We start from the raw sequence: 21461 nt of genomic DNA, 5'->3' as shown, positions 1-21461 counted from the left end.
AAAGCTGCAAGTTCATTATCTGAAGATTTGCAGGAGACTAATACAGCAGCCAGGGCCGCTACGGTAAGATAATTTTTCATGCTGGTTTTTTTATAAGGATACAAGTTTAGTATTTATTTGCTGGGTTTGCAACGGTAAAAAGTCAAACACTATAACCTGAATCAGCAAAGTTTCAATTTAAGGAAGTCTCAATTCTTTCGGATAACAAATAAAATATTTGCTCACCGTTTTACTTAAACTCTGTATATTCAGTTGATCGCTTGCCTCAGCAACATCAATAAGATCGCCATTGCTCATTAAAATATTTATATTGAATTGATTGGCATTGTAAGCGCTGTTATTCACTACATCAGTCAAAACAAAGTAAGAGGCTTCTCTTTTATTAATATTGTAAAGTTCGCACACTCTTTCGGTAAAACCGTTTATATAGGCATCGCTAAAAGGTTCGTTGCGAATCTCGATCTTAAATAATTTTCGATCTAAAAGATTCTGACAGAGTTTAGAGAGAATTTTATCGTCGTTCTCGCTCCAGACTTTTATTGCAGCATCCAGATCACTATCGTCAAGCTTGGCAAATTTTGCCAGCAGCTTGTCATCTTTTTTAAAATCTTCTTGCGTGAAATTGTTTTTCAGAAATAACGAGAGATTCGGTGTAGCAAACAATTCTTTTCCTTCTGCTGAAAGTTCTTTTGCACGTTTCAAAATGTTTACCAGTAAAGTTTCACCGCTTAAAACAGTTTTGTGTAAATACACCTGCCAATACATCAAACGCCTGGCGATAAGAAATTTTTCAATACTGTAAATGGCTTTGTGCTCAACTACTAATTCGTTATTAACCACATTAAGCATCTTAATAATTCGGTCACTACTAATAACCCCTTCACTAACGCCTGTAAAAAAACTATCTCTCTTTAAATAATCGAGACGGTCCATATCCAATTGAGAACTCACCAATTGATGCAGGAATTTTTTCGGGTAACGGTCGTTGAAAATTTCAAGGGCAAGAGTTAACTGACCTCCAAATTCTTCATTGAGCTTGTCCATAAAAAGAGTACTGATGGCTTCGTGACTTACTCCTTTAACAATGCTATGTTCAAGCGCGTGTGAAAACGGACCGTGTCCTATATCGTGCAATAATATGGCAATTAAAACCGCCTGCTCTTCACTATCTGTAATACTAATGTCTTTTTGTCGCAAAGTTAGAACCGCCTCCTGCATTAAATGCATGGCACCTACCGCATGATGAAAACGCGTGTGTAAAGCACCGGGATAAACCAAATTGGTAAGACCTAATTGCTTAATTCTTCGCAGGCGTTGAAAATAAGGGTGATTGATAAGATCGTAAATAAGATCGTTGGGTATTGTAACAAAACCATAAATGGGATCGTTAATGATTTTGCGTTTGTTTGTGTACATTAAAATCTAAAACTCCAAAATTCGTTAATATATTCGTCAATTAAAATAATAGAGATAAATTTAATACGTTATATCTTAATAAAACAATCAGAGAATGGATAAAATAAAAATATTATGGGCCGATGATGAAATAGCACTTTTAAAACCACACATTTTGTTTTTGGATGGAAAAGGCTATGAAGTTGTACCGGCACTGAGCGGAGATGAAGCTATTGATATTGTTAGAGAAGACCGCAGTATCAATGCCGTTTTATTGGATGAGAACATGCCAGGAATTTCAGGACTCGAAACTTTATTGAAAATTAAACAACTTAATTCTGATTTACCGGTGATTATGATCACCAAAAGTGAGGAAGAGCACATTATGGATGATGCTATTGGAGGTAAGATTGCCGATTATCTTATTAAACCGGTGAATCCAAATCAAATTTTGTTGTCTCTTAAAAAGGCATTGGATAACAGGCGTCTTATAAGTGAAAAAACCAACACCGATTACCGTAAGGAATTCGGACAAATTGGAATGACCATCAACGAAAATTTGAGCTGGGACGAATGGGCAGACCTTTACAAAAAAATTATTTACTGGGAGTTGGAGATGGACAAACTTCAGGACAAAAGTATGCTCGATGTATTAAAGATGCAGAAATCTGACGCCAACAACCAGTTCTTTAAATTTATCGAAAAGCATTACATCAATTGGTTAAACGGCAAAGATCCAAATCCTCCAATCATGAGTCATACACTTGTAAAAAATCGTTTTTTGCAGGAGTTAGGCAATGGACCAGAGCCCGTGTTTTTTATACTCATCGATAATTTGCGTTTCGATCAATGGAAAATTATTCAGCCTTTAATTCAGGAATATTATAAAGTAGATAAAGAAGAATCATACTACAGTATTTTGCCTACCGCTACTCAATATGCACGCAATGCGATCTTCAGCGGATTAATGCCAAGTGAGATTGAAAAACGTTTTCCGGATCAGTGGCTGAACGATGAAGAAGAAGGTGGAAAAAATCTTCACGAAGAAGCCTTTATCCAAAATCAAATTAAACGTTTAGGTAAGGATATTAAAATCAGTTACAATAAGATCACCAATTTTAATGCCGGCAAAAAACTTTCTGATAACATCAATAATTTATTTCAGAATAAATTAAACGTGATTGTTTATAATTTTGTAGACATGTTAAGTCACGCCCGCACCGAAATGGAAGTGATTCGCGAATTGGCAGAGAACGAAACCTCTTATAGAAGTATAACCTACAGTTGGTTTGAACATTCGCCTTTATTTGATATTATAAAACAATTATCAGCTAAAAAAGTAAAGATTGTGATCACTACCGATCATGGAACAGTGCATGTTCATGAACCGACTAAGATTCTTGGCGATAAAAATGTTAATTCGAATCTCCGCTACAAACAAGGTAAGGCACTCGAATACAATGCTAAAGAGGTTTTTGAAATTAAAAATCCTGCTGATGCATTTTTACCGAAACAGCATCCCAGCACACGTTTTGTGTTCGCAAGGGAAGATCGTTTTTTTGCATACCCAAATAATTTTAATCACTACGTGAATTATTATAAGAATACATTTCAGCATGGCGGCGTTAGTCTTGAGGAAGTTATTATTCCTTATATTGTATTAAGCGCTAAATAATTTTTTTTGACTGGAATGAAGGTAGTAGTTTTCATATCCTTTTTTGTTTTTAGTCATCTTGCCTATTCGCAGGATGACTTTTTTAGTATTCATAACAAGATTGATGCTATTTTAAAAAGACAAAAAGTAGCTGATTCTCATGAAGTACAGGTTATCAAACGGAAAGATACTTCTGCCTTTAAAGAATTACAGGTTAGAAGCGCTCTTTTTTTCAAAGACAGTTTAAGTCCTTTAACCGGTAAGTTAGCTAATATGAATTTTCCGGATATTAATTTTGTAGATGCCGAAAACAAAGTCTATGCCCTGTCTGATTTTTCAGGAAAAGAAATGGTAGTAAACTACAATTACCTTTATTGTCAACCTTGTCTCGGCCGAGTTGACAGTACTTTGTTTTTGTTGAAGCACCGCGAAGTAAAGTTCCTTTTGCTGTTTTCAGATGTTTATCAAAAAGAGACAAGTGATTTAAAAAATTATGACGACAAGGTTTTAATTGGATTTATAAACGAAGATACCAAAGAGCTTATCTCTTTGGGCCTGGGGGATAACGTGATGTATTATCTCGACCCAAACCGGCAAATTGATTTTTTCGATAAGACATCTACTCTTACTGAAAATGAAATTGCCTGGATCCATTATCTAAAAACTCAGAAAAAATGAAAGCTGCACTAGAACTTGATATTTCAGATATCAATGATATTTCTTCACACGCGAAGGCAATTCTTGATTTCGCGCCCGACACTAAATTGTTTTTGCTTTATGCACCTATGGGAGCGGGTAAAACTACGCTAATAAAAGAGCTTTGTATTCAGTTGGGAAGTGTTGATCAGTTCAGTAGTCCAACCTATTCAATCATCAACGAATACGATTATCCAGAGGGAAAAATTTATCACTTCGACCTTTACCGTCTTAAAAGTCAGGAGGAGTTATTGGATCTTGGCATCGAAGAACATCTAAGTTTTGGAAATTACTGTTTTTTTGAGTGGCCCGAGCTCGTAGAGAATTTGATAGGGTCAGACTACCTGAAAATGGAGATAGAAGTAACCGAAAATAATCGTTACCTTCGCGCTTCACACTTTTAGTTGATTCATGCGCTATTTTTTATTGCTTACAACAATTCTGATTTCAGGATGTCTGTTTGCTCAAAAGGATTCTCTTTTACCGAAAAAAAAATTCAGACAATTTTACTTATCCTGGGGCTACACTAAAGCGGCCTATAGTAAAAGCACCATTCATTTTAAGAATACTTCCATGAAACCCAATGAGTATAGGGGTAAACCAGATAATTACGATTTTACTATTTATAATGTGCATGCTTCTGATCGTCCCGATTTGGATAAAATTAAGGACGTCATCAACGTAACTATTCCTCAGTTTGTTGGAAGAGTTGGTTTTATGATAAACGATAAATGGGGTATTGAGATGAATTACGATCATACAAAATATGTCGTTAATGATTGGCAGAAAGTGCGCATAAAAGGTCAGATCGATGGAGAACCTATAGACAAAGACACAATCTTGAATCCGGATCGCTTTTTACATTTTGAACATACCGATGGCGCAAATTTCTGGATGTTAAACGCTGTAAGAAAAATTGAGTTTTATAAACCGAATAAAAATTTTTCTGCATCAGCAGTTATTAAACCAGGCGCGGGAGTTGTTTTTCCCAGAACAGATGTCACTATTTTCGGACAGGAATTAAATAACGATTGGCATGTAGCCGGTTGGATAGTAGGTGTGGAGAGTGGTTTACGAATCGAATTTTTGAAATATGGTTTATTCGAACTTGTTGCCAAAGGTTCCTATGCGGATTACAGAAGATGTTTCATTCTTGGTCGCGGCAACGGCAATGCTAATCACCATTTCTTCACAGCTCAGGTAACGGCAACTATAGGCCTGAGGTTTGAATCACATAATTAAATGTTGCAATAAAGTAAGAATTTTCTCAAGAGATCAGTCGTACTAACTGCCTTTCATTTTTCGATTTATAAATTGTTTGAGGGGAGGCGTTTAAAAATTAATCAAATTTAAAACCGGGCGAAGTTTTTAAATCTCAAATTTTGTGCATGATTTTAAACTTAGGCCTCAAAGGAAAATATCCGCGCATACAAAAGCGCAAAATACAACACTGGCAACACCATTAGTAGTTCCAAATGCTAAAGTGACCTTACTCAGATCGTCTGGTTTAACAAGTAAATGCTGGTAAATCAACAATGCTACAAAGCCTAATGCGCCAATAACGTAGAGCCATCCAAAGAGTCCGGAAAAATAACCGGCAACAACTAAACACCCTGCGATCAGGTGCAAAAATTCAGAAAGACGTAAAGCATTTTTTCTTCCCAAAAAAACAGGAATAGATTTTAAGTTCTGGCTTTTATCGAATTCATCATCTTGCAAAGCGTAAATAATATCAAAACCACTCACCCATAAAAAAACAACAACACTTAGTAATACAGGAATAAGGTCAAACTCCTCAGTTAACGCGATATAAGCGCCAATTGGCGCCAGGGCCAGTCCCACACCCAGAATTAAGTGACACAATGGAGTAAAACGTTTAGTATAACTGTAACCAAGAATGACTAATAAGGCCACAGGCGAAAGGTAAAAACAAAGTGGATTAATGAGCCAGGTGCAAACTACAAACCCAGTAGAGCAAATAATAACCATTGCCAAAGCAGAGCCTGGAGCGATTGTTCCCGCAGGAATTTCGCGTACCGCTGTTCTTGGGTTTTTAGCATCGAATTTACGGTCGATGTAACGGTTAAAAGCCATAGCCGCACTTCTCGCAAAGAGCATACATAAAATTACCAGCATAAATTTTTCCCAGCTAAATTCGGCTTTACCCGATTGAACCGCCAGAGAAAAACCAATAACAGCAAAGGGCAATGCAAAGATGCTGTGAGAGAATTTTATAAGGGATAAATAATTGTTGATGGACTTGATCATAAGCACCGCAAAGATATGGATACAGTAAACAAGAAACAAGAAACGCTGTAATCCTCCTTTTTAGTTGAAATGTACTCTGTTAGTTGGAGTTTTCGCTGTCAGTTCGAGCCTAGTCGCTGTCAGTTCGAGCAGGATTAACATCCAGTGGATGTTAAGGCCAGCCTGTGCGTAGTCGATGTCAGTTCGAGCAGGATTAACATCCAGTGGATGTTAAGGCCAGCCTGTGCGTAGTCGCTGTCAGTTCGAGCAGGATTAACATCCAGTGGATGTTAAGGCCGGCAGTCGCGAAAGAAATGTCAGCTCAAGCTTGGAAGAATGTCAGTTCGAGCAGGATTAACATCCAGTGGATGTTAAGGCCAGCCTGTGCGCAGTCGATGTCAGTTCGAGCAGGATTAACATCCAGTGGATGTTAAGGCCAGCCTGTGCGCAGTCGATGTCATTTCGAGCAGGATTAACATCCAGTGGATGTTAAGGCCAGCCTGTGCGCAGTCGATGTCAGTTCGATCAGGATTAACATCCAGTGGATGTTAAGGCCAGCCTGTGCGCAGTCGATGTCAGTTCGAGCAGGATTAACATCCAGTGGATGTTAAGGCCAGCCTGTGCGCAGTCGATGTCAGTTCGAGCGTAGTCGATGTCAGTTCGAGCGTAGTCGAGAACTACTTCCCTCTCCCTTGCAAAACAATCAAAATAGTATGCACCAGGATCTTAAAATCCAGAAGCAAACTCATGTTCTCCACATACAGAATATCAAATTTTAAACGATCAATCATCTCGTCCACATTTTCTGCGTAACCGAATTTTACTTGTCCCCAGCTGGTAATACCAGGGCGAATTTTATGTAAATGTTTGTAATGTGGTGCCTTTAGAACTATACGTTCAATGTAATATTTACGTTCGGGTCTCGGACCTACTAAACTCATATCTCCGATAATTACATTAAAGAACTGAGGCATTTCATCGAGCCGCACTTTACGAAGAAATCTTCCGAAAGAAGTAACCCTGGGATCGTTTGCGCTGGAAAGCGATGGACCATCTTTTTCGGCGTCAATCTCCATTGTTCTGTATTTAAAAATATAAAAAGGTTTACCATGAATGCCGATACGCTCCTGTCTGAAGAACATGGGGCCTTTGGAGCCAAGTCTTACAATGATGCCGATAAGCACATATAGCCAGCTGAAAAAGATAATTACGACGATGGAAACACTCACATCAATAAAGCGTTTTACAGAAATCTGCCACTCCGGAATGATCTGGTTTTTTATCTCGATAAGCGGCGTTCCAAGAATACTGGTCATCTTCACGTGTCCGCTCAAAATATCATACATATCGGGAATGATTTTTATGATGACACCAAGATCACCTAAATCGTTTACAATGTTTTTAATGTATTCGTGTTCCCAGCTTTCGAGGGCAATGATCACTTCTTCGATCTGGTGCCTCTCGATAATGCTTTTCACTTCGTGGTATTCCCCCAAATGCGGAAGTTCTTTTCTTAATTGTTCCGAGTAGCCGTTTTTTCCTTCTATGTGAATGAAGCCGATAAATTTGTTCCCAATGCCATATTTAAGCGCGTTAATTTCCTTAAACATTTTTAAAGCACGCTCGTTGCTTCCAATGATAACCGTATTAAAACCAAATTCGCGTTTGTGTATTTTTTTATTCGTATTACTCGACAATAGCAATCTGAAAAATGCGGTGATTATAAAATGAGAAGTAAAAAGAACAAAATAAAGTTTGTAATATAGTCTGTAAGACACCACAGAATCATCCAATAACAACACAAAGAATAAAACAGTTACACCAATAATAGAAGTGGCCAATAACTGAACAAACTCATTGATACGCGATTTACGAAGCACATTGTTGTAGGAGCCAGATAAATAATAAACAAGTACCCAGATTAAAGGTAAAATACTTATACTGATAAAATACTGATCATCAAATATAGACCCTTGCTGCTGTCCACCGGTTTTTAAAATATCAATTTGAGTCTTCCTGTAATAATTAAACAGTGTCCATGCCAGAGCCGCTGACAAAAAATCCGTTAGGATATAATAAAGGGTTCGTAATTTCCGACTCATACGTTAGGGCAGATAAAGCAGTTTAACGTTATCTATAAATACTTGTTTGTCAATATCATCGGTCTTTACAAACTTGAAATATACTTTGTATTTGTTTGCAGTTATTGCGTTTACAGAGCTGGCAAGCTGAATGTAAATTTTATTCCAGCTTGCCTGGGGATTTACAACTACAGCTTCTGCTTCCTGCGTGCCTGCGAGATCAGCAAGGCCAACCGTAAAGGCTACATTGGATTTATAATTAAGTTCAAGAAAAATGTCGCTCACCCCGGTTTTTAGTTCGAAGCCGCTGCCCGTCGATTCAAACCTGGCATAGTTCTGGCTGCCGGTTAAAGAAGCTAGAATTGACTTACCTTCAAAATTATCGCCAGCGCTGGCATACTGCAGTGTGCCCACATTATTATCGGAAGTTTTAAGGGAGTAGCCCACCGAATTTTCAAAATTTTCCATCCAAAGAAACTGTGTATTCGGTTTGTAGTTAAAGCTAAAAGACCTTGAAATTGTTTTTCCTGCCGTTACAAACGTATCAAGTGTGAGAAATTGGTAAAAAGGGTAAAAAATACGAGTGTCTGAAATGCCATTATTTTTAATCCCGGCAAATACGTTAATTGTGGTTGCCTGGTCTTTATTAGCAATGGGCATAAGACTGCCAACAGGATAGGTTCCCTGGTATTTGCCGTTAACATAGAGCCATAGGTCTGTAATTTTATGACTGCCCGAACCTTCAGATGCAGAAGCGGTTGTTACCGAAATAACATCAGACTTAATAAAAAAAGATGAATTTGCCGCTTGGTATTTTTTACAGGAACTGAGCAAAAACAGGTTAACCAATAAACAAAAAAGTAAAAGTAATCTCATACAATGCCAATAAAATCTGTCTTGCGTCGTTTCAAAAATAATGAAATAAAACGGTTCAGACTTAAAAAAAAGAACTTTACAAATTCAATTTTTCTTCTATATCAAACGCCAGTTCGAGGGTTTGAATAGCATCGTCGATGCCGGCTTTTATAACCTTATTTGAATTAACGTTATTATGGAACGTATTTAACTCTTCATTTATTGCGTTTGTTGGTAAAATAATTGGATGCTCGAAAACAATTTCTTTTTTTGGCAAACCTCTGCCCGGATCTAATACGAGGTTTTTGGTATTGGCTACTGCAGGTTTTAATTTAATTACTTCCGTAATTTTATCTAATAAATTAATACTCACAAGGTTGTCTTTAGTAAATACCCTAAACTTGCGACTGTTTTTAAAAGCCATACGGTTAGTGGTAATATTTGCAACAACCGAATTTTCAAATTCTATTCTTGCATTCACAATATCAGCGGCAGCACTTACAAGGTTACCTCCGGAAACATGTATTTTTCTGACATTTGATTTTACAATGTTTAATATAAGGTCCAGGTCGTGCATCATAAGATCCAACACAACCGAAACATCTGTCCCCCTGGAGTTATATTGGGCCAGGCGATGTACCTCAATAAAAACCGGATTTTTGGTGTAGGGCAGGGCAGCTATAAAAGCAGGATTGTAGCGCTCAACCTGGCTGACCTGGAAGATAACTCCTGCTTCCTTGATAAGGTTTTGAAGCTGTTTTGATTCTTTAAGTGTGGAGGTTACTGGTTTTTCAATAAAAATATGTTTGCCGGCAATTATGGCTTGTTTGGCGATGTCAAAATGGGTGCTGCTTGGCGTGGTAATGTCTACAACTTCACACTCTAGCAGAGTTTCTTCCAGAGAATGGTATGCTTTAACGTTGTATTGAAGAGCGAGATCTTTCGTTATTTTTTGATCTATATCAAACACTCCCACCAAATTCCAGTTCGGGTTTTCTTTCAATAAACGCAGGTGGATCTTCCCAATGTACCCTAATCCTATTAAGGCGATATCTTTTATCATAGTCCCTAAAACTACTTCTTTTAAAAACCGGCTGTTGGTAATTAAAATTTAATTTTAAAACACCCCTTGTTTATTACTCTAGATTTACTGTTCAAATTACTACCCGTGTTTTACAACGTTTCTAAAGAAGATGAATACCTGTTCCAGGGCAAACGGCGACGTTTGGTCGATGTGCTAAAAACAAAAGGAATAAAGGATTCAAAGGTTTTGTCGGCTATAGAAAAAATTCCAAGACATTTATTTTTTGACACCAGTACCGCCCGTCCGGCCCTACTGGATCACGCATACAGCGATAAAGCTTTACCTATTGGAGCCGGACAAACCATTTCGCAGCCTTACACAGTTGCCTTTCAAACCGAGCAATTAGAAATAAAGCCAGGGGAGAAAGTTCTTGAAATAGGCACCGGCTGTGGTTACCAGACTGCTGTATTACTGGAAGTAGGGGCGAAGGTTTATAGTATTGAACGCCAGAAAACCCTTTTTGATAAAACAAAATTATTTCTGCCCTATATAGGTTACAGTGGCGCAAAATTAATTTATGGCGATGGGTACAAAGGCTTGCCATTATATGCTCCCTACGATAAAATTATTGTTACCGCGGGAGCACCTTACATTCCAAACGATTTATTACAACAATTAAAAGTTGGCGGCATTCTCCTTATCCCTCTTGGTGAAGGGCAAACGCAAGAAATGGTGTGGCTAAAAAAAATGAGTGAAAGCAACTTCGACAAGAAAGTTCTGGGTAGTTTTAAATTTGTGCCCTTGTTGCAGAATAAATCAGGGAGTTAATAAAATCAACAGAGAAATAGGTTTGCATGTTCTCGCTTTATGAAGCATAAAAATAAGTTTCTGTCTACACTAAAGTAATTTTATTTGCGTTTAATTGTACCATACTATTTATATTACCTTTAAATTTGTCACGAAATAGAATCCAACTATGAAAAATTTACTTCTTGCCTTATCCATATGTATTAGTGGTGCTACTTTTGCACAAGACTTAACCTCCAAAAATGGGGAGGCTATCTTGCCTCAAGCCAAAGACTGGAGCATAGGCTTAGATGCCACACGCCTGATAAAAAATGCCAGTTTTGATTTTGTTTCTACTTCACAAGCTATCACTGGTAAATATTTTAAGGATGCGTCTACAGCCTACAGAATAGGAGTTAGAATAGGGGTTAACAGTTGGACTACTAAAGCCATGGTAACAGACCGCGCAGCGGCATCAAGCACCATTATAGCTTATCCTGCGGCTGTTCCTTCTAAAGAAAATAGTTGGAGAAGAGCATCTACATCCATCGGATTAAGTTTTGGAATTGAAAAACGTCGTGGAGCAACGCGTTTGCAAGGCGTTTATGGTGTTGAAGGCGGTGTTTATCTTTCCACTACGAACGATAAATTTACATACGGAAACAAATTAAACGTTTCCTCTTCTCCTCAATTGGTTATTGATCCTGCGGGAGACGCCATGTCTAGCCCCATTTTCGGTAACGCAAACAATGTAGACACCGTTCCAAGGATACAAGGTGTGCAAGGATCGGCGCGTGTAACAGAAAGGAAAAACGGCCTGGCATTAACGATTGGCGCGCGTGTATTTGTTGGGGCAGAATATTTTGTACTGCCAAAGATGAGTATAGGCGGAGAGTTTGGATGGGGTGCCGCATTTTCAACTTCCGGAAGGTCTGAAACGAAACTTGAGTCCATTGGACAATCGAATATACAAGGTTCTACGGGAGCCTCTGTAAAAAGTACAACTATTGATGGGGGCGCCTCTAATCATGTGGGAATTGATACGGATAATACCAATCTTTTAGGAGGACTTTCGGCTTCCCTGCGCTTGAACCTCTACTTTTAGAAAATATATTTTTAGGTTATTTACCTCAAAGATACCTTTATTCGCCTCAAATAAACGGGGCATGTTATAATAAATTTTGTGTTTTTCGCGCTGCTATCCTTTGCCAATAAGGGGTTTTCGCCTATTTTAAGGTTTAAAGTCTAAATCTATTCAGGTTATCTAATCGTTACGCTTGTTGTAAATATTTGTTAAACTTTTAATCTTTTTTATTATGTTTGTTTTTATAACAATCTAACACAATTACCTATGAAAAAAAGTTACCAATTAGTCACCACGTTTATTGTGCTACTAAGCATGATCACGTTGAAGATGGGAGCGCAAATCTCCGGCATTGTTACTATTAACGCCGCTGCCCCTGCATCTGCTACCAATTACACAAGTTTTACGAGTCTGGCTACTACCTTGAATTCAGGTGGAATCAATGGCCCTCTTACTGTGAACGTTACCAACGGAACCTATACCGAACAAGTAACTTTTAATCAGATTACAGGTGCCTCGGCTACAAATACCATTACAATAAATGGTAACAACAGTATTTTGACGTTTAACTCGACTTCTACTGCGCCGCATACTTTATTGTTGAATGGTACAGATTACCTTAATGTGAACAATCTGCACATGATGGGTACAAATACTACTTACGCAATTATTGCCTTATTAACTAATCAGGCGAACTACAACAATTTTACGGCTTGTACGTTCTCTGCTCCTGCAAACGGCACAAGTTCTTCGCAATGTCCTTTTGCTTTTAGCTCTTCGGCTACAGGTATCAGCTGCTGCGGAGATCCGGGAAATAACAATACGGTTAAAACTTCTACTTTGGTGGGTGGTTATTACGGTATTTATCACTACGGAGCTAGTTCAGGTGCATACACACATGATAACAGTTTCTTAAATTGTTACATGACTGATTTTTACTACTATGGCGTTTATTGCTATTACTCTAAAAACCTCACTATTAAAGGGTGTAAAATTGACCGTTTAACCAGAACAACTTTCACAACTACTTATTTACTTTATGGTTACGGATCTCAAGGGATGGTACTTGACGGTAACATTTATGAAAAATTATATAACGGAAATACCGCCTACACTGGAACTTTATATGGTTTAGCTTATGTGGGGTCTTATAACCCAATGGCTCAGGATGTGAATCCTTGCCGTGTTACAAACAACGTTTTCAGAGATATCAATTTTAACGGAACAATTTATGCGTTCTATTATTCTTATTATTCTGACACAAAATTCTTACACAATACTTTATCTTTTGATCATACTGCAGCAACTGGTGGTTCTACTTATGGATTTTATTACATCTACGGTGGTAATGGTATGTATGCGTCTGTAATGAATAATAATATTTCAATTACAAGAGGTGGAACTGGTACTAAATACGGTTTCTACAATGGTGGAACATCCTTAACAGGAGTAGTAGTAAACAATAACAATTATTACGTAAATAGTCTTGGCGGAAATAACTACATAGGATATGTAACGGCTCAGGCAAATTCAATGGGAACTTGGACAACACAAGGTGTTGATGCTAATGGATCAAATTTAGATCCGCAGTATGTGAGTCTTGCAACAGGAGATTTACATCCTACAAATGCAACTATGAACAACACAGGCGCGCCGGTAGGTGTTGCAATGGATGTTCTTGGTGCTCCTAGAAGTCAACAAACTCCGGATGTTGGGGCTTATGAATTTTTAAGCAACGTTTGTGCTGCTACCCCTACAAATATTTCTGTAAATACACCAACCTACGCAATTTGCCCTGGCAGCAGTGCGAATATCAACGTAAATGGGTATACAAGTGATCTTGGAGTTACTTACCAATGGTTAAGTTCTACAAGTTCTTCAGTTGGTCCGTGGACAGTTGTAAGCGGTGCTAACACAGTGCTTTACACTACACCAAATTTAAATGCAACTACCTTCTATGGAGTAGCAGTTAGCTGTACTCTTGTGGGAACTACTGCAACTGTGGCAAACGTTATTAATATTGCAGCTACTACTACAAGTGTAGTTCCGTATTTTGAAAGTTTTGAAGGAATTAACAAAGCAGATGAACTTCCTAATTGTTCTTGGTATGCACCAGGTACAGGTCCGTCTCTTAACACTTATACATCTTCAAATACACAGGGAAGAAACCCTCGTACAGGCACAAAATTTGGCGTATTTAATTATATGCCTTACGGACAAGCCCATGTTTACACTAACGGTATCTATTTAAATGCAGGTGTTACTTATTCAGCTTCTGTATGGTATCAAACAGAATATTATGGATACAACAACTGGACAGATCTTTCTATTCTTTACAGTACTACACAAACTACAACAGGAGCAGTTTCTATTGCTAGTACAGGTGGCCCTGCCATCAGTAATGTATACAAACAATTGTCGAATACATTTACTGTAGCTACTTCTGGCATGTATTATATCGATGTTAGAGCAACTTCAGCATCTGGTAGCTACGCATACTATTTAAGCTGGGATGATTTATCAATTACTATTCCTTGTGCTTTAAACCAACCAACTGTTACATTAAACACAAATACAACAACTATTTGTGCAGGTGATGAGTTTACATCTACAGCTAGTGGAGCAGATACTTATACATGGAGCAATGGATCAAACTCGAACAGTATCAGTGAGACACCAGCTAGCAACATAGCTTACACACTTTGGTCTACGAATGCATTAAGTGGTTGTACAAGTACTATCACTCAAATGGTTAATGTAAATCCAGCTCCTTCAGTGTTTATTACTGCAAATTCAATGAGTATTTGTGCAGGACAAGTTGCTAATCTAAATGCGATTGGTAATGCTATCAGTTACGTATGGAGTAACAACAACACAAGTCCAAATATTTCTGTGAGTCCAACAGTTACCACTAATTACAGTGTTACAGGTACTAACAATTATGGATGCGATACAGAAGCTTCTGTTATGATTACAGTAAAAAATGCTCCGGTTATTACGGTTTCAACTTCTCAGCCTAATGAAATGTGTGCTGGTGAGCCACAAACTTTAACTGCAGGTGGTGGTGTTTCTTATCAATGGGTTTCAGGTGGAACAGGTGCTATCTCTCAAGGTGCATCCATCGTTATCAGCCCTCTTGTATCTACTGTTTACAGTGTAACAGGTACCGATGCTAATGGTTGCACTAGTAAAGCAGCTATTACTCAAAATGTGAGTCAGTGTTTAGGTTTAAAAGTTAACGGCTTAAAAGGTTTAAGTGTTTACCCTAATCCAGCTTCAAGCGAACTAACGGTTACTTTACCTGATAATTCTGATAAAATTATCACTGTAATAGATTTAACTGGCCGTGTACTTTCTTCAAATTCAAGTTCGAAAGAGTCTACTAAAATTGATCTTTCAAATTTTGCAAATGGAATTTATTATGTCAAAATACAATCCAACTCCTCTTCGGAAGTTGTTAAGATAGTAAAACACTAATCTTTCCCCTTAGAAACCATGCCAAACGGCATGGTTTCTTTTTTTAGACCAATTTTAAACTAACTAAATTAAAGTCAATGAAAAAAAAACTACTAAATCTTTGCTTATTTTTATCCAGCATTTTTACGGCCAGCCTGAGCGCTCAAGTGTTTAGCGCGGTTGGTACCGGCACCACCTATAATACCAACACATCATTCCCTTCCCCTTATGGAAATTTTTGGTGGGGAGCCAGGCACCAAATGTTTATCACCGCTGCTGAACTTTCTGCGGCAGGTATTTCTGGCGGAGCCCAAATTAACACCATTGGTTTTAATATTTTTTCAACGAATTCGGCTGCAAATCATGTTGGCTGGAATGTGAAAGTGTATACTACAAGTTCTACAGACCCTTTGCTTAGCGGATGGGTGAGCACTGGTCTCGTGGCTCAAACATCACCAATAACTGCTACTGGTACTACCGGCTGGAATCAAACAGCTTTAGTGACTCCATTCATATGGAATGGTGCCGATAACCTTGTCATTGAAACTTGTTTTAATAATTCATCCTATACTTATAATTATTCTACTTATTGGACTACTAACCTAAGTGGAACTTCGATTAAAACACGCTGGAGAAATGCAGATATTTCTACTAACTGCACAGATCCAAGTACTTCAACATCCGCTACCACCCGTCCTAACATTCGGTTTGAGTGGATCAATCCAACGCCTTGTAGTGGTACTCCTGCTGCCAACTCGATAATTACACCCACTTTCCAGATATGTCCGAATTCGTCTGCAAATTTAAGCCTGGCAAATAATTATACGGTTGGAGGCTTAACTTACGCGTGGTATGCTTCTTCTACTTCATCTGTAGGGCCTTTTACACAAATTCCAGGTATTAATCCTGTTATTGCTTCACCTAATTTAACTACCTCTACTTATTTTCAGGCTGTTATTACCTGCACGGTTAGCAATATCACAACAACGGCCAGCGTTGGCATGGTAACTGTATCGCCTGTAATTACCTCTAATGTTCCTTATTATGAAGGGTTTGAAGGAATAACAAGTGAAAACAAGTTACCTAATTGCTCCTGGTCAGCCACTAACCTTGGTAGTGCTTCTCTTACCTACACATCCAGTAACACTTTGGGAAGAATAGCCCGTACCGGAACCAAATTTGCTTCTTTTTATTATAGTCCTGCTGGTGTAAATCATTTTTATACAAATGGCATTTATTTAAACGCAGGTATTACCTATTCAGCTGCACTCTGGTATGAAACAGAATACTACGGGTATACCAATTGGTCTGACCTTTCAATTTTGTATGGAGCTGCACAGAGCACAACGGGCCTCATTTCTATAGCTAATTCAAATGGACCAGCTGTAAGTAATATTTACAAGTCATTGTCCAATACCTTTACGGTAGCTACTTCCGGGCTTTATTATGTGGCAATTCGCGCAACCTCTGGTTCTGGATCTGCTCAGTATTTAACATGGGATGATCTTTCCATTACAATTCCCTGCTCTTTTAACGCTCCTAGTATGGCAATAGCCACGAATTCTACTGTAATATGTAGTAATAGCACCGTGAGTCTTACAGCTTCCGGAGCAGACTCTTACACATGGAGTACAGGCTCAACGGATGCGTCGCTTAACGAAATGCCTGCCTATTCCACTACTTATGAAGTTGTGGGAACTAATTCTTTAAGTGGTTGTACTACTACAGTTTCACAAATGATAACGGTTAACCCTCAACCAGAAGTTTACATTACAACCAACAGTTTGGTTATTTGCCCAGGTAAATCGGCTAACCTCATTGCTGTAGGAAATGCAATTACTTATAATTGGGTAGGAGGAGCATCAGGAGCATTTATGTCTGTTAGTCCAAGTGTTACAACTGTTTATACAGTAACGGGCACTAACGGTGTTGGGTGTACTGCATCGGCCATGCAAACCGTTACTGTTTTGAGTGCGCCAAATGTGAGTATTTCAGGTCAACAACCTATGATGTGCGCTGGTGAAACTCAAACCTTGACGGCAGACGGCGGCTTATCTTACCAGTGGATTTCCAGCGGTGGCGGTATTTACCAGGGATCTTCAATTATCATAAACCCTGTTGTGAATACTGTTTATACTGTAACTGGTAGTGATGCTAACGGCTGTATAAACAGAAGCAGCGTAACACAGAATGTAAGTGCTTGCCTGGGTTTGAAAGATAATAAACTATCGGCTTTAACTATCTATCCTAATCCAACTTCAGGTGATATAAACATTTCTACCCAGAATGGAGAAGAAAAAGTAATTTTAGTATCAGATGTTATGGGTAAACTTGTATATTCAGGTACCAGCACTTTGAAATCTTTTAAAATTAATATTTCACATCTGTCTAAAGGTATTTATTACGTAAAAATTCAATCCGACAATACAACGGAAGTTGTAAAAGTTGTAAAGAATTAAAAAGTCTGAATGCAGTAAAAAAGCCTTTCCAGAAGTGGAAAGGCTTTTTTTATTGATTTTTATCAAGTTTTTATCTTTTTTAAATATGTGTTGATATGTTTTTATAGCATATTTTTTTTCGAAAAGGTTAGCTTCCGGTGTATTAAAACGTGAAAATTTTTCGTAGTTCTCTAAAAAGACATAGGTGTCAAAAGTGTTTTTTTTGTTGCATTTTCGGGCACTACCAAGGATCTAAAATTATTTTTTTTTTAAAAGTCGGGCTATCAGGGATTTAAATTTCTTTTTTTAATGGGAATAAATTTACAGTGCCTGAATTATTTTTCTTTTATTTTTTATTTTGGTTATGTTGAACCGAGGTTTTTTTTTAATAAGTTTGGAATATAACTTAAACCAACATAATAAAAATGAAAAAAAACTACAAATCACTTACAGCGTTTATTGTGCTTCTAAGCATGCTAACGCTAAAAATGGGAGCTCTTTCTGGAGTAGTGACCATTGACAATTCCATTGCGGCTTCCGCAACTAACTACACAAGTTTTACAAGTTTTGCTGCCGCCTTAAATACAGGTGGTTTAACAGGAACACTTGTGGTAAACGTTGGCGGTACCGGTCCTTACACCGAACAGGTAACTTTTAGTCAGATCACCGGAGCAAGCGCTACTAATACTATTACTATTAACGGTAACGGGTATATATTGACCTACAACGCCACTTCAGGATCAATGCATACAATGAAGTTAGATGGTACTGATTATTTGTATGTAAATAATCTTCAGATCCGTGGTACTAACACCAATTATGCATGGCCTGTTTTTTTAACTAACCAGGCAAATTACAATGCATTCACAACTTGTACGATTTCTTGTCCTGTAAACGCAACTGGGTATTATACCGGAGCATTCGTTATGAGTTCAAACAGCTCATACTGGTCTGGTGGAAATGCAGGTAGCTATAACATGGTTCAAAATTCCACTTTAATTGGTGGGTACATGTGTGTTTACGCTGAAGGTGCATACAGTGGAGCTAGTTCATCTAACAATACATTCAAAAATTGCCATATCGCTGATTGGTATCAGTATGGTGTTTATAATCCTTACTCGAAAAATCTCAAAATGGAAGGTTGTTTATTTGACCGTTTAACGGCAACGAATAATAGCTATCCTTATTTGATGTATGGTTATGCTTGTCAGGGGCTTAATTTTACAGGTAACACTATCGAAAAAGTTATGAATGCTACTCAGTCAAGTACAGGGCAGTTTATTGGCTTTTATAATATTGGCGGTAATCCAAATCCATCTAATACAAATAAAATCACGAATAATATCGTTCGCGATATTCAGTTTAACGGTTACATTTATATGTTTATGTATTGTTATGGTGGTGTTGAGGTATCACACAACACAATCAATTTAGATCATACAGCAGCTTCAGGTGGTAACACTTATACTTACATCTTTTACTATTGCTACAGTAATGGTGGACAAATTTTAAATGTAAGAAATAATATTTTTACAATTACCAGAGGTGGTTCAGGGCAAAAAATTGGATATTATGATTACAATTCAACTTTTACCGGAAATGTGTTGAATTATAACGATTGGTATATTAATGGTCTTGGTGGAAATAATTACTTTGCTCAATTAAACGGAACAAACATTTCTACATTTTCTTCTTTACAAACTTATAGTGTAGAGGCAAATGGTTTTAATGTGGATCCTATTTACACGAATCCTGCAGCTGGAGATTTACATCCAACTAACAATACCATTAACAACACAGGTACTCCTTTAAACATTGGTATTGATCATGATAATGCACCAAGAAGTCAATCAAATCCTGATATCGGGGCTTTAGAATTTTTAAGCAATACTTGTGCTTCTACTCCAACTAATATATCAGTAGTTACTCCAACTTATGCTCTTTGTCCTAATAAAAATGCAGATATCGGAGTAAATGGATATACAAGTGATTTAGGAGTTACTTACCAATGGTTAACTTCTACTACTTCTTCAGTAGGTCCATGGACAGTTATTAGCGGTGCTAACTCTGTTTATTACACAACACCAAACTTAAATGCTACTACTTATTATGGAGTAGCAGTGAGCTGTACTTTAGTTGGTACAACTGCAACTGTAGCTAACGTTATTAATATCGCGGGAACAAGCACTAGTGTAGTTCCGGTTCATGAGGGTTTTGAAGGTATCAATATGCCGAATGACTTTCCAAACTGTTCATGGTTCGCTCCTAACCAGGGAGGTACAGCACTTACTTATACAGGTTCTGCCAACCAAAACAGAAGTGCCCGCACAGGTACTAAGTTTGGAGCTTTTGCTACTTCTTATGTTTCAGGAACAAATGCTTATTACACTAACGGTATTCAGTTAATTGCAGGTATTACTTATTCTGCATCTGTATGGTGGAAAACAGATTTTAATGGTTATACTAACGTAACTGATCTGTCAATGAAATATGGTACTACACAATCTCAAACAGGTTTAACAACTATCGCTACAACCGGTGGTCCTGCTTCAAGTGGTATCTACACTCCTTTAACTAATACATTCGTGGTTGCAACTTCAGGGCTTTATTATGTATCTCTTCAAGTTACTACTAACGGTAGTTACGGTACTAATTACTTGTCATGGGATGATTTAGATATTATTATTCCTTGTTCTTTAAACACTACAAGTGTAACGGTATCTACCAGCACAAATGTTCTTTGTAATGGTCAGCCACTTGATTTATCAGCTACAGGAGCAGATGAGTATACCTGGAACAATGGAGCAACTGGTGGAAACATCACAGAGTATCCTAACCAAAACATGCAGTATTATGTTGTAGCAACAAACACTTTAAGTGGTTGTTCACAAACATTAAACGCTCAATATGTAACTGTACTTCCTAGTCCTGCTTTAGTAGTTGTTGGTAGCAAACCAGCGGTTTGTGTAGGCGATAACATTACTTTAATGGCAAATGGTGCACCAAGTTATGTATGGAATACCAATGCAACAGGAGCAGTAATTACTGTAACTCCAGGTCAAAGTACAACTTATACAGTTACAGGTACAAACGCAGCAGGTTGTTCAACTTCAACTGAGTACTCAGTAATTGTAAATCCAAATCCAACTATTACAGTTTCAAGTACTGCTAATTCAAATCAAATTTGTGTTGGTGAGTATGCTACTTTAACTGGTAACGGAGCTGTTTCATTTGCATGGGCTTCTTCTACTGGTTTTATTCAGTCTAACGTAGCCATGGTTAACCCGGTAGCTAATACTGTTTATACAGTATCAGGAACAGGAGCTAACGGTTGTGTAGGAAAAACTACTTATGTGTTAAACGTTGATGCATGTACAGGATTAAGTAAAGTAAATGCTACAAGCGGAATTAAACTTTATCCAAATCCAACTGCAGCTTCTTTCGTGGTAGAATCAAACTCAACTTCTGTAAAAACAATTGAAGTTGTAGATTTAACAGGAAGAGTAATCTTAACAAACACTAACTCTGATTTAAATACTAACATCAACATCAGCACTTTTGCTAATGGTGTTTATTATGTAAAAGTTAAATCTGAAAATGCTACTGAAGTAATTAAAGTTGTAAAACAATAATTATTAAACTCTAAATCTTTAAAAGCCCCCAATTTTTGGGGGCTTTTTTTATTACCCATACTTCGCAGATAAACACGCGTATTTATTTTTTTTATATTAGGGATTTTTTAACT

General features: G+C 37.6%; 14 protein-coding genes. 9 read left to right on the top strand and 5 right to left on the bottom strand.

The features are described from left to right. Positions 1 to 177 precede the first annotated feature (177 nt). Positions 178 to 1416 (bottom strand): phosphohydrolase, encoded by a 1239-nt coding sequence (locus CNR22_00920; GenBank protein PBQ30382.1) that lies wholly within the window; start codon positions 1414 to 1416, stop codon positions 178 to 180. A gap of 94 nt (positions 1417 to 1510) precedes the next feature. On the opposite strand from CNR22_00920, the gene CNR22_00915 reads away from it, so the two are divergent. The 4 genes from CNR22_00915 to CNR22_00900 are packed head-to-tail and all read left to right on the top strand — an operon-like array spanning position 1511 to position 4987. After that, on the top strand, positions 1511 to 3070 hold the full coding sequence (locus CNR22_00915; protein ID PBQ30381.1) for a two-component system response regulator: 1560 nt from the start codon (positions 1511 to 1513) through the stop codon (positions 3068 to 3070). Between the two features lie 15 nt (positions 3071 to 3085). Beyond that, positions 3086 to 3727 (top strand): hypothetical protein, encoded by a 642-nt coding sequence (locus CNR22_00910; GenBank protein ID PBQ30380.1) that lies wholly within the window; start codon positions 3086 to 3088, stop codon positions 3725 to 3727. Further along, on the top strand, positions 3724 to 4149 hold the full coding sequence (locus tag CNR22_00905) for a tRNA (adenosine(37)-N6)-threonylcarbamoyltransferase complex ATPase subunit type 1 TsaE (protein ID PBQ30379.1): 426 nt from the start codon (positions 3724 to 3726) through the stop codon (positions 4147 to 4149). Before CNR22_00910 ends, CNR22_00905 begins: the two co-directional genes overlap by 4 nt. Positions 4150 to 4156: 7 nt before the next feature. Then, positions 4157 to 4987, top strand: a complete 831-nt coding sequence (locus tag CNR22_00900) for a hypothetical protein (protein ID PBQ30378.1) — start codon at positions 4157 to 4159, stop codon at positions 4985 to 4987. Between the two features lie 165 nt (positions 4988 to 5152). Here the strand turns inward: CNR22_00900 and CNR22_00895 are convergent, their stop codons facing one another. From CNR22_00895 to CNR22_00880, 4 genes are all read right to left on the bottom strand, one after another. After that, positions 5153 to 6013 carry a 4-hydroxybenzoate octaprenyltransferase gene (locus CNR22_00895; protein ID PBQ30377.1) on the bottom strand — a complete coding sequence of 287 codons (861 nt, stop codon included), beginning with the start codon at positions 6011 to 6013 and terminating at the stop codon, positions 5153 to 5155. Positions 6014 to 6669: 656 nt separating this feature from the next. Further along, positions 6670 to 8094 carry a polyprenyl glycosylphosphotransferase gene (locus CNR22_00890; GenBank protein ID PBQ30376.1) on the bottom strand — a complete coding sequence of 475 codons (1425 nt, stop codon included), beginning with the start codon at positions 8092 to 8094 and terminating at the stop codon, positions 6670 to 6672. 3 nt (positions 8095 to 8097) lie between these two features. Then, a complete protein-coding gene (locus CNR22_00885) occupies positions 8098 to 8949 on the bottom strand; it encodes a hypothetical protein (GenBank protein PBQ30375.1) in 852 nt (283 codons plus the stop codon). Positions 8950 to 9025: 76 nt separating this feature from the next. Further along, a complete protein-coding gene (locus CNR22_00880; protein ID PBQ30374.1) occupies positions 9026 to 9991 on the bottom strand; it encodes an oxidoreductase in 966 nt (321 codons plus the stop codon). A gap of 105 nt (positions 9992 to 10096) precedes the next feature. On the opposite strand from CNR22_00880, the gene CNR22_00875 reads away from it, so the two are divergent. From CNR22_00875 to CNR22_00855, 5 genes are all read left to right on the top strand, one after another. Beyond that, positions 10097 to 10780, top strand: coding sequence for a protein-L-isoaspartate O-methyltransferase (locus CNR22_00875; protein ID PBQ30373.1), 684 nt, complete (start codon positions 10097 to 10099; stop codon positions 10778 to 10780). Between the two features lie 148 nt (positions 10781 to 10928). Continuing rightward, positions 10929 to 11843: a hypothetical protein gene (locus tag CNR22_00870; GenBank protein PBQ30372.1), complete on the top strand. Its 915-nt coding sequence runs from the start codon at positions 10929 to 10931 to the stop codon at positions 11841 to 11843. Between the two features lie 246 nt (positions 11844 to 12089). Beyond that, a complete protein-coding gene (locus CNR22_00865) occupies positions 12090 to 15299 on the top strand; it encodes a hypothetical protein (GenBank protein PBQ30371.1) in 3210 nt (1069 codons plus the stop codon). 77 nt (positions 15300 to 15376) lie between these two features. Then, on the top strand, positions 15377 to 17737 hold the full coding sequence (locus CNR22_00860; protein PBQ30370.1) for a hypothetical protein: 2361 nt from the start codon (positions 15377 to 15379) through the stop codon (positions 17735 to 17737). A gap of 404 nt (positions 17738 to 18141) precedes the next feature. After that, the gene (locus tag CNR22_00855; GenBank protein PBQ30369.1) at positions 18142 to 21348 is read left to right on the top strand and encodes a hypothetical protein; all 3207 of its coding nucleotides are present in this window, start codon (positions 18142 to 18144) and stop codon (positions 21346 to 21348) included. Positions 21349 to 21461: the final 113 nt, after the last annotated feature.

This window comes from Sphingobacteriaceae bacterium (assembly GCA_002319075.1).
GTDB lineage: Bacteria > Bacteroidota > Bacteroidia > B-17B0 > Aurantibacillaceae > Aurantibacillus.
The sequence above is the reverse complement of the archived record's forward strand: the minus strand, read 5'-3'. Positions and strand labels throughout refer to the sequence as shown.

What these genes read in the sequence shown, in the direction of transcription:
- CNR22_00920 (PBQ30382.1), bottom strand. Translation starts at nt 1,416, where the DNA reads ATGTACACAAACAAACGCAAAATCATTAACGATCCCATTTATGGTTTT.
- CNR22_00915 (PBQ30381.1), top strand. Translation starts at nt 1,511, where the DNA reads ATGGATAAAATAAAAATATTATGGGCCGATGATGAAATAGCACTTTTA.
- CNR22_00910 (PBQ30380.1), top strand. Translation starts at nt 3,086, where the DNA reads ATGAAGGTAGTAGTTTTCATATCCTTTTTTGTTTTTAGTCATCTTGCC.
- CNR22_00905 (PBQ30379.1), top strand. Translation starts at nt 3,724, where the DNA reads ATGAAAGCTGCACTAGAACTTGATATTTCAGATATCAATGATATTTCT.
- CNR22_00900 (PBQ30378.1), top strand. Translation starts at nt 4,157, where the DNA reads ATGCGCTATTTTTTATTGCTTACAACAATTCTGATTTCAGGATGTCTG.
- CNR22_00895 (PBQ30377.1), bottom strand. Translation starts at nt 6,013, where the DNA reads ATGATCAAGTCCATCAACAATTATTTATCCCTTATAAAATTCTCTCAC.
- CNR22_00890 (PBQ30376.1), bottom strand. Translation starts at nt 8,094, where the DNA reads ATGAGTCGGAAATTACGAACCCTTTATTATATCCTAACGGATTTTTTG.
- CNR22_00885 (PBQ30375.1), bottom strand. Translation starts at nt 8,949, where the DNA reads ATGAGATTACTTTTACTTTTTTGTTTATTGGTTAACCTGTTTTTGCTC.
- CNR22_00880 (PBQ30374.1), bottom strand. Translation starts at nt 9,991, where the DNA reads ATGATAAAAGATATCGCCTTAATAGGATTAGGGTACATTGGGAAGATC.
- CNR22_00870 (PBQ30372.1), top strand. Translation starts at nt 10,929, where the DNA reads ATGAAAAATTTACTTCTTGCCTTATCCATATGTATTAGTGGTGCTACT.
- CNR22_00865 (PBQ30371.1), top strand. Translation starts at nt 12,090, where the DNA reads ATGAAAAAAAGTTACCAATTAGTCACCACGTTTATTGTGCTACTAAGC.
- CNR22_00860 (PBQ30370.1), top strand. Translation starts at nt 15,377, where the DNA reads ATGAAAAAAAAACTACTAAATCTTTGCTTATTTTTATCCAGCATTTTT.
- CNR22_00855 (PBQ30369.1), top strand. Translation starts at nt 18,142, where the DNA reads ATGAAAAAAAACTACAAATCACTTACAGCGTTTATTGTGCTTCTAAGC.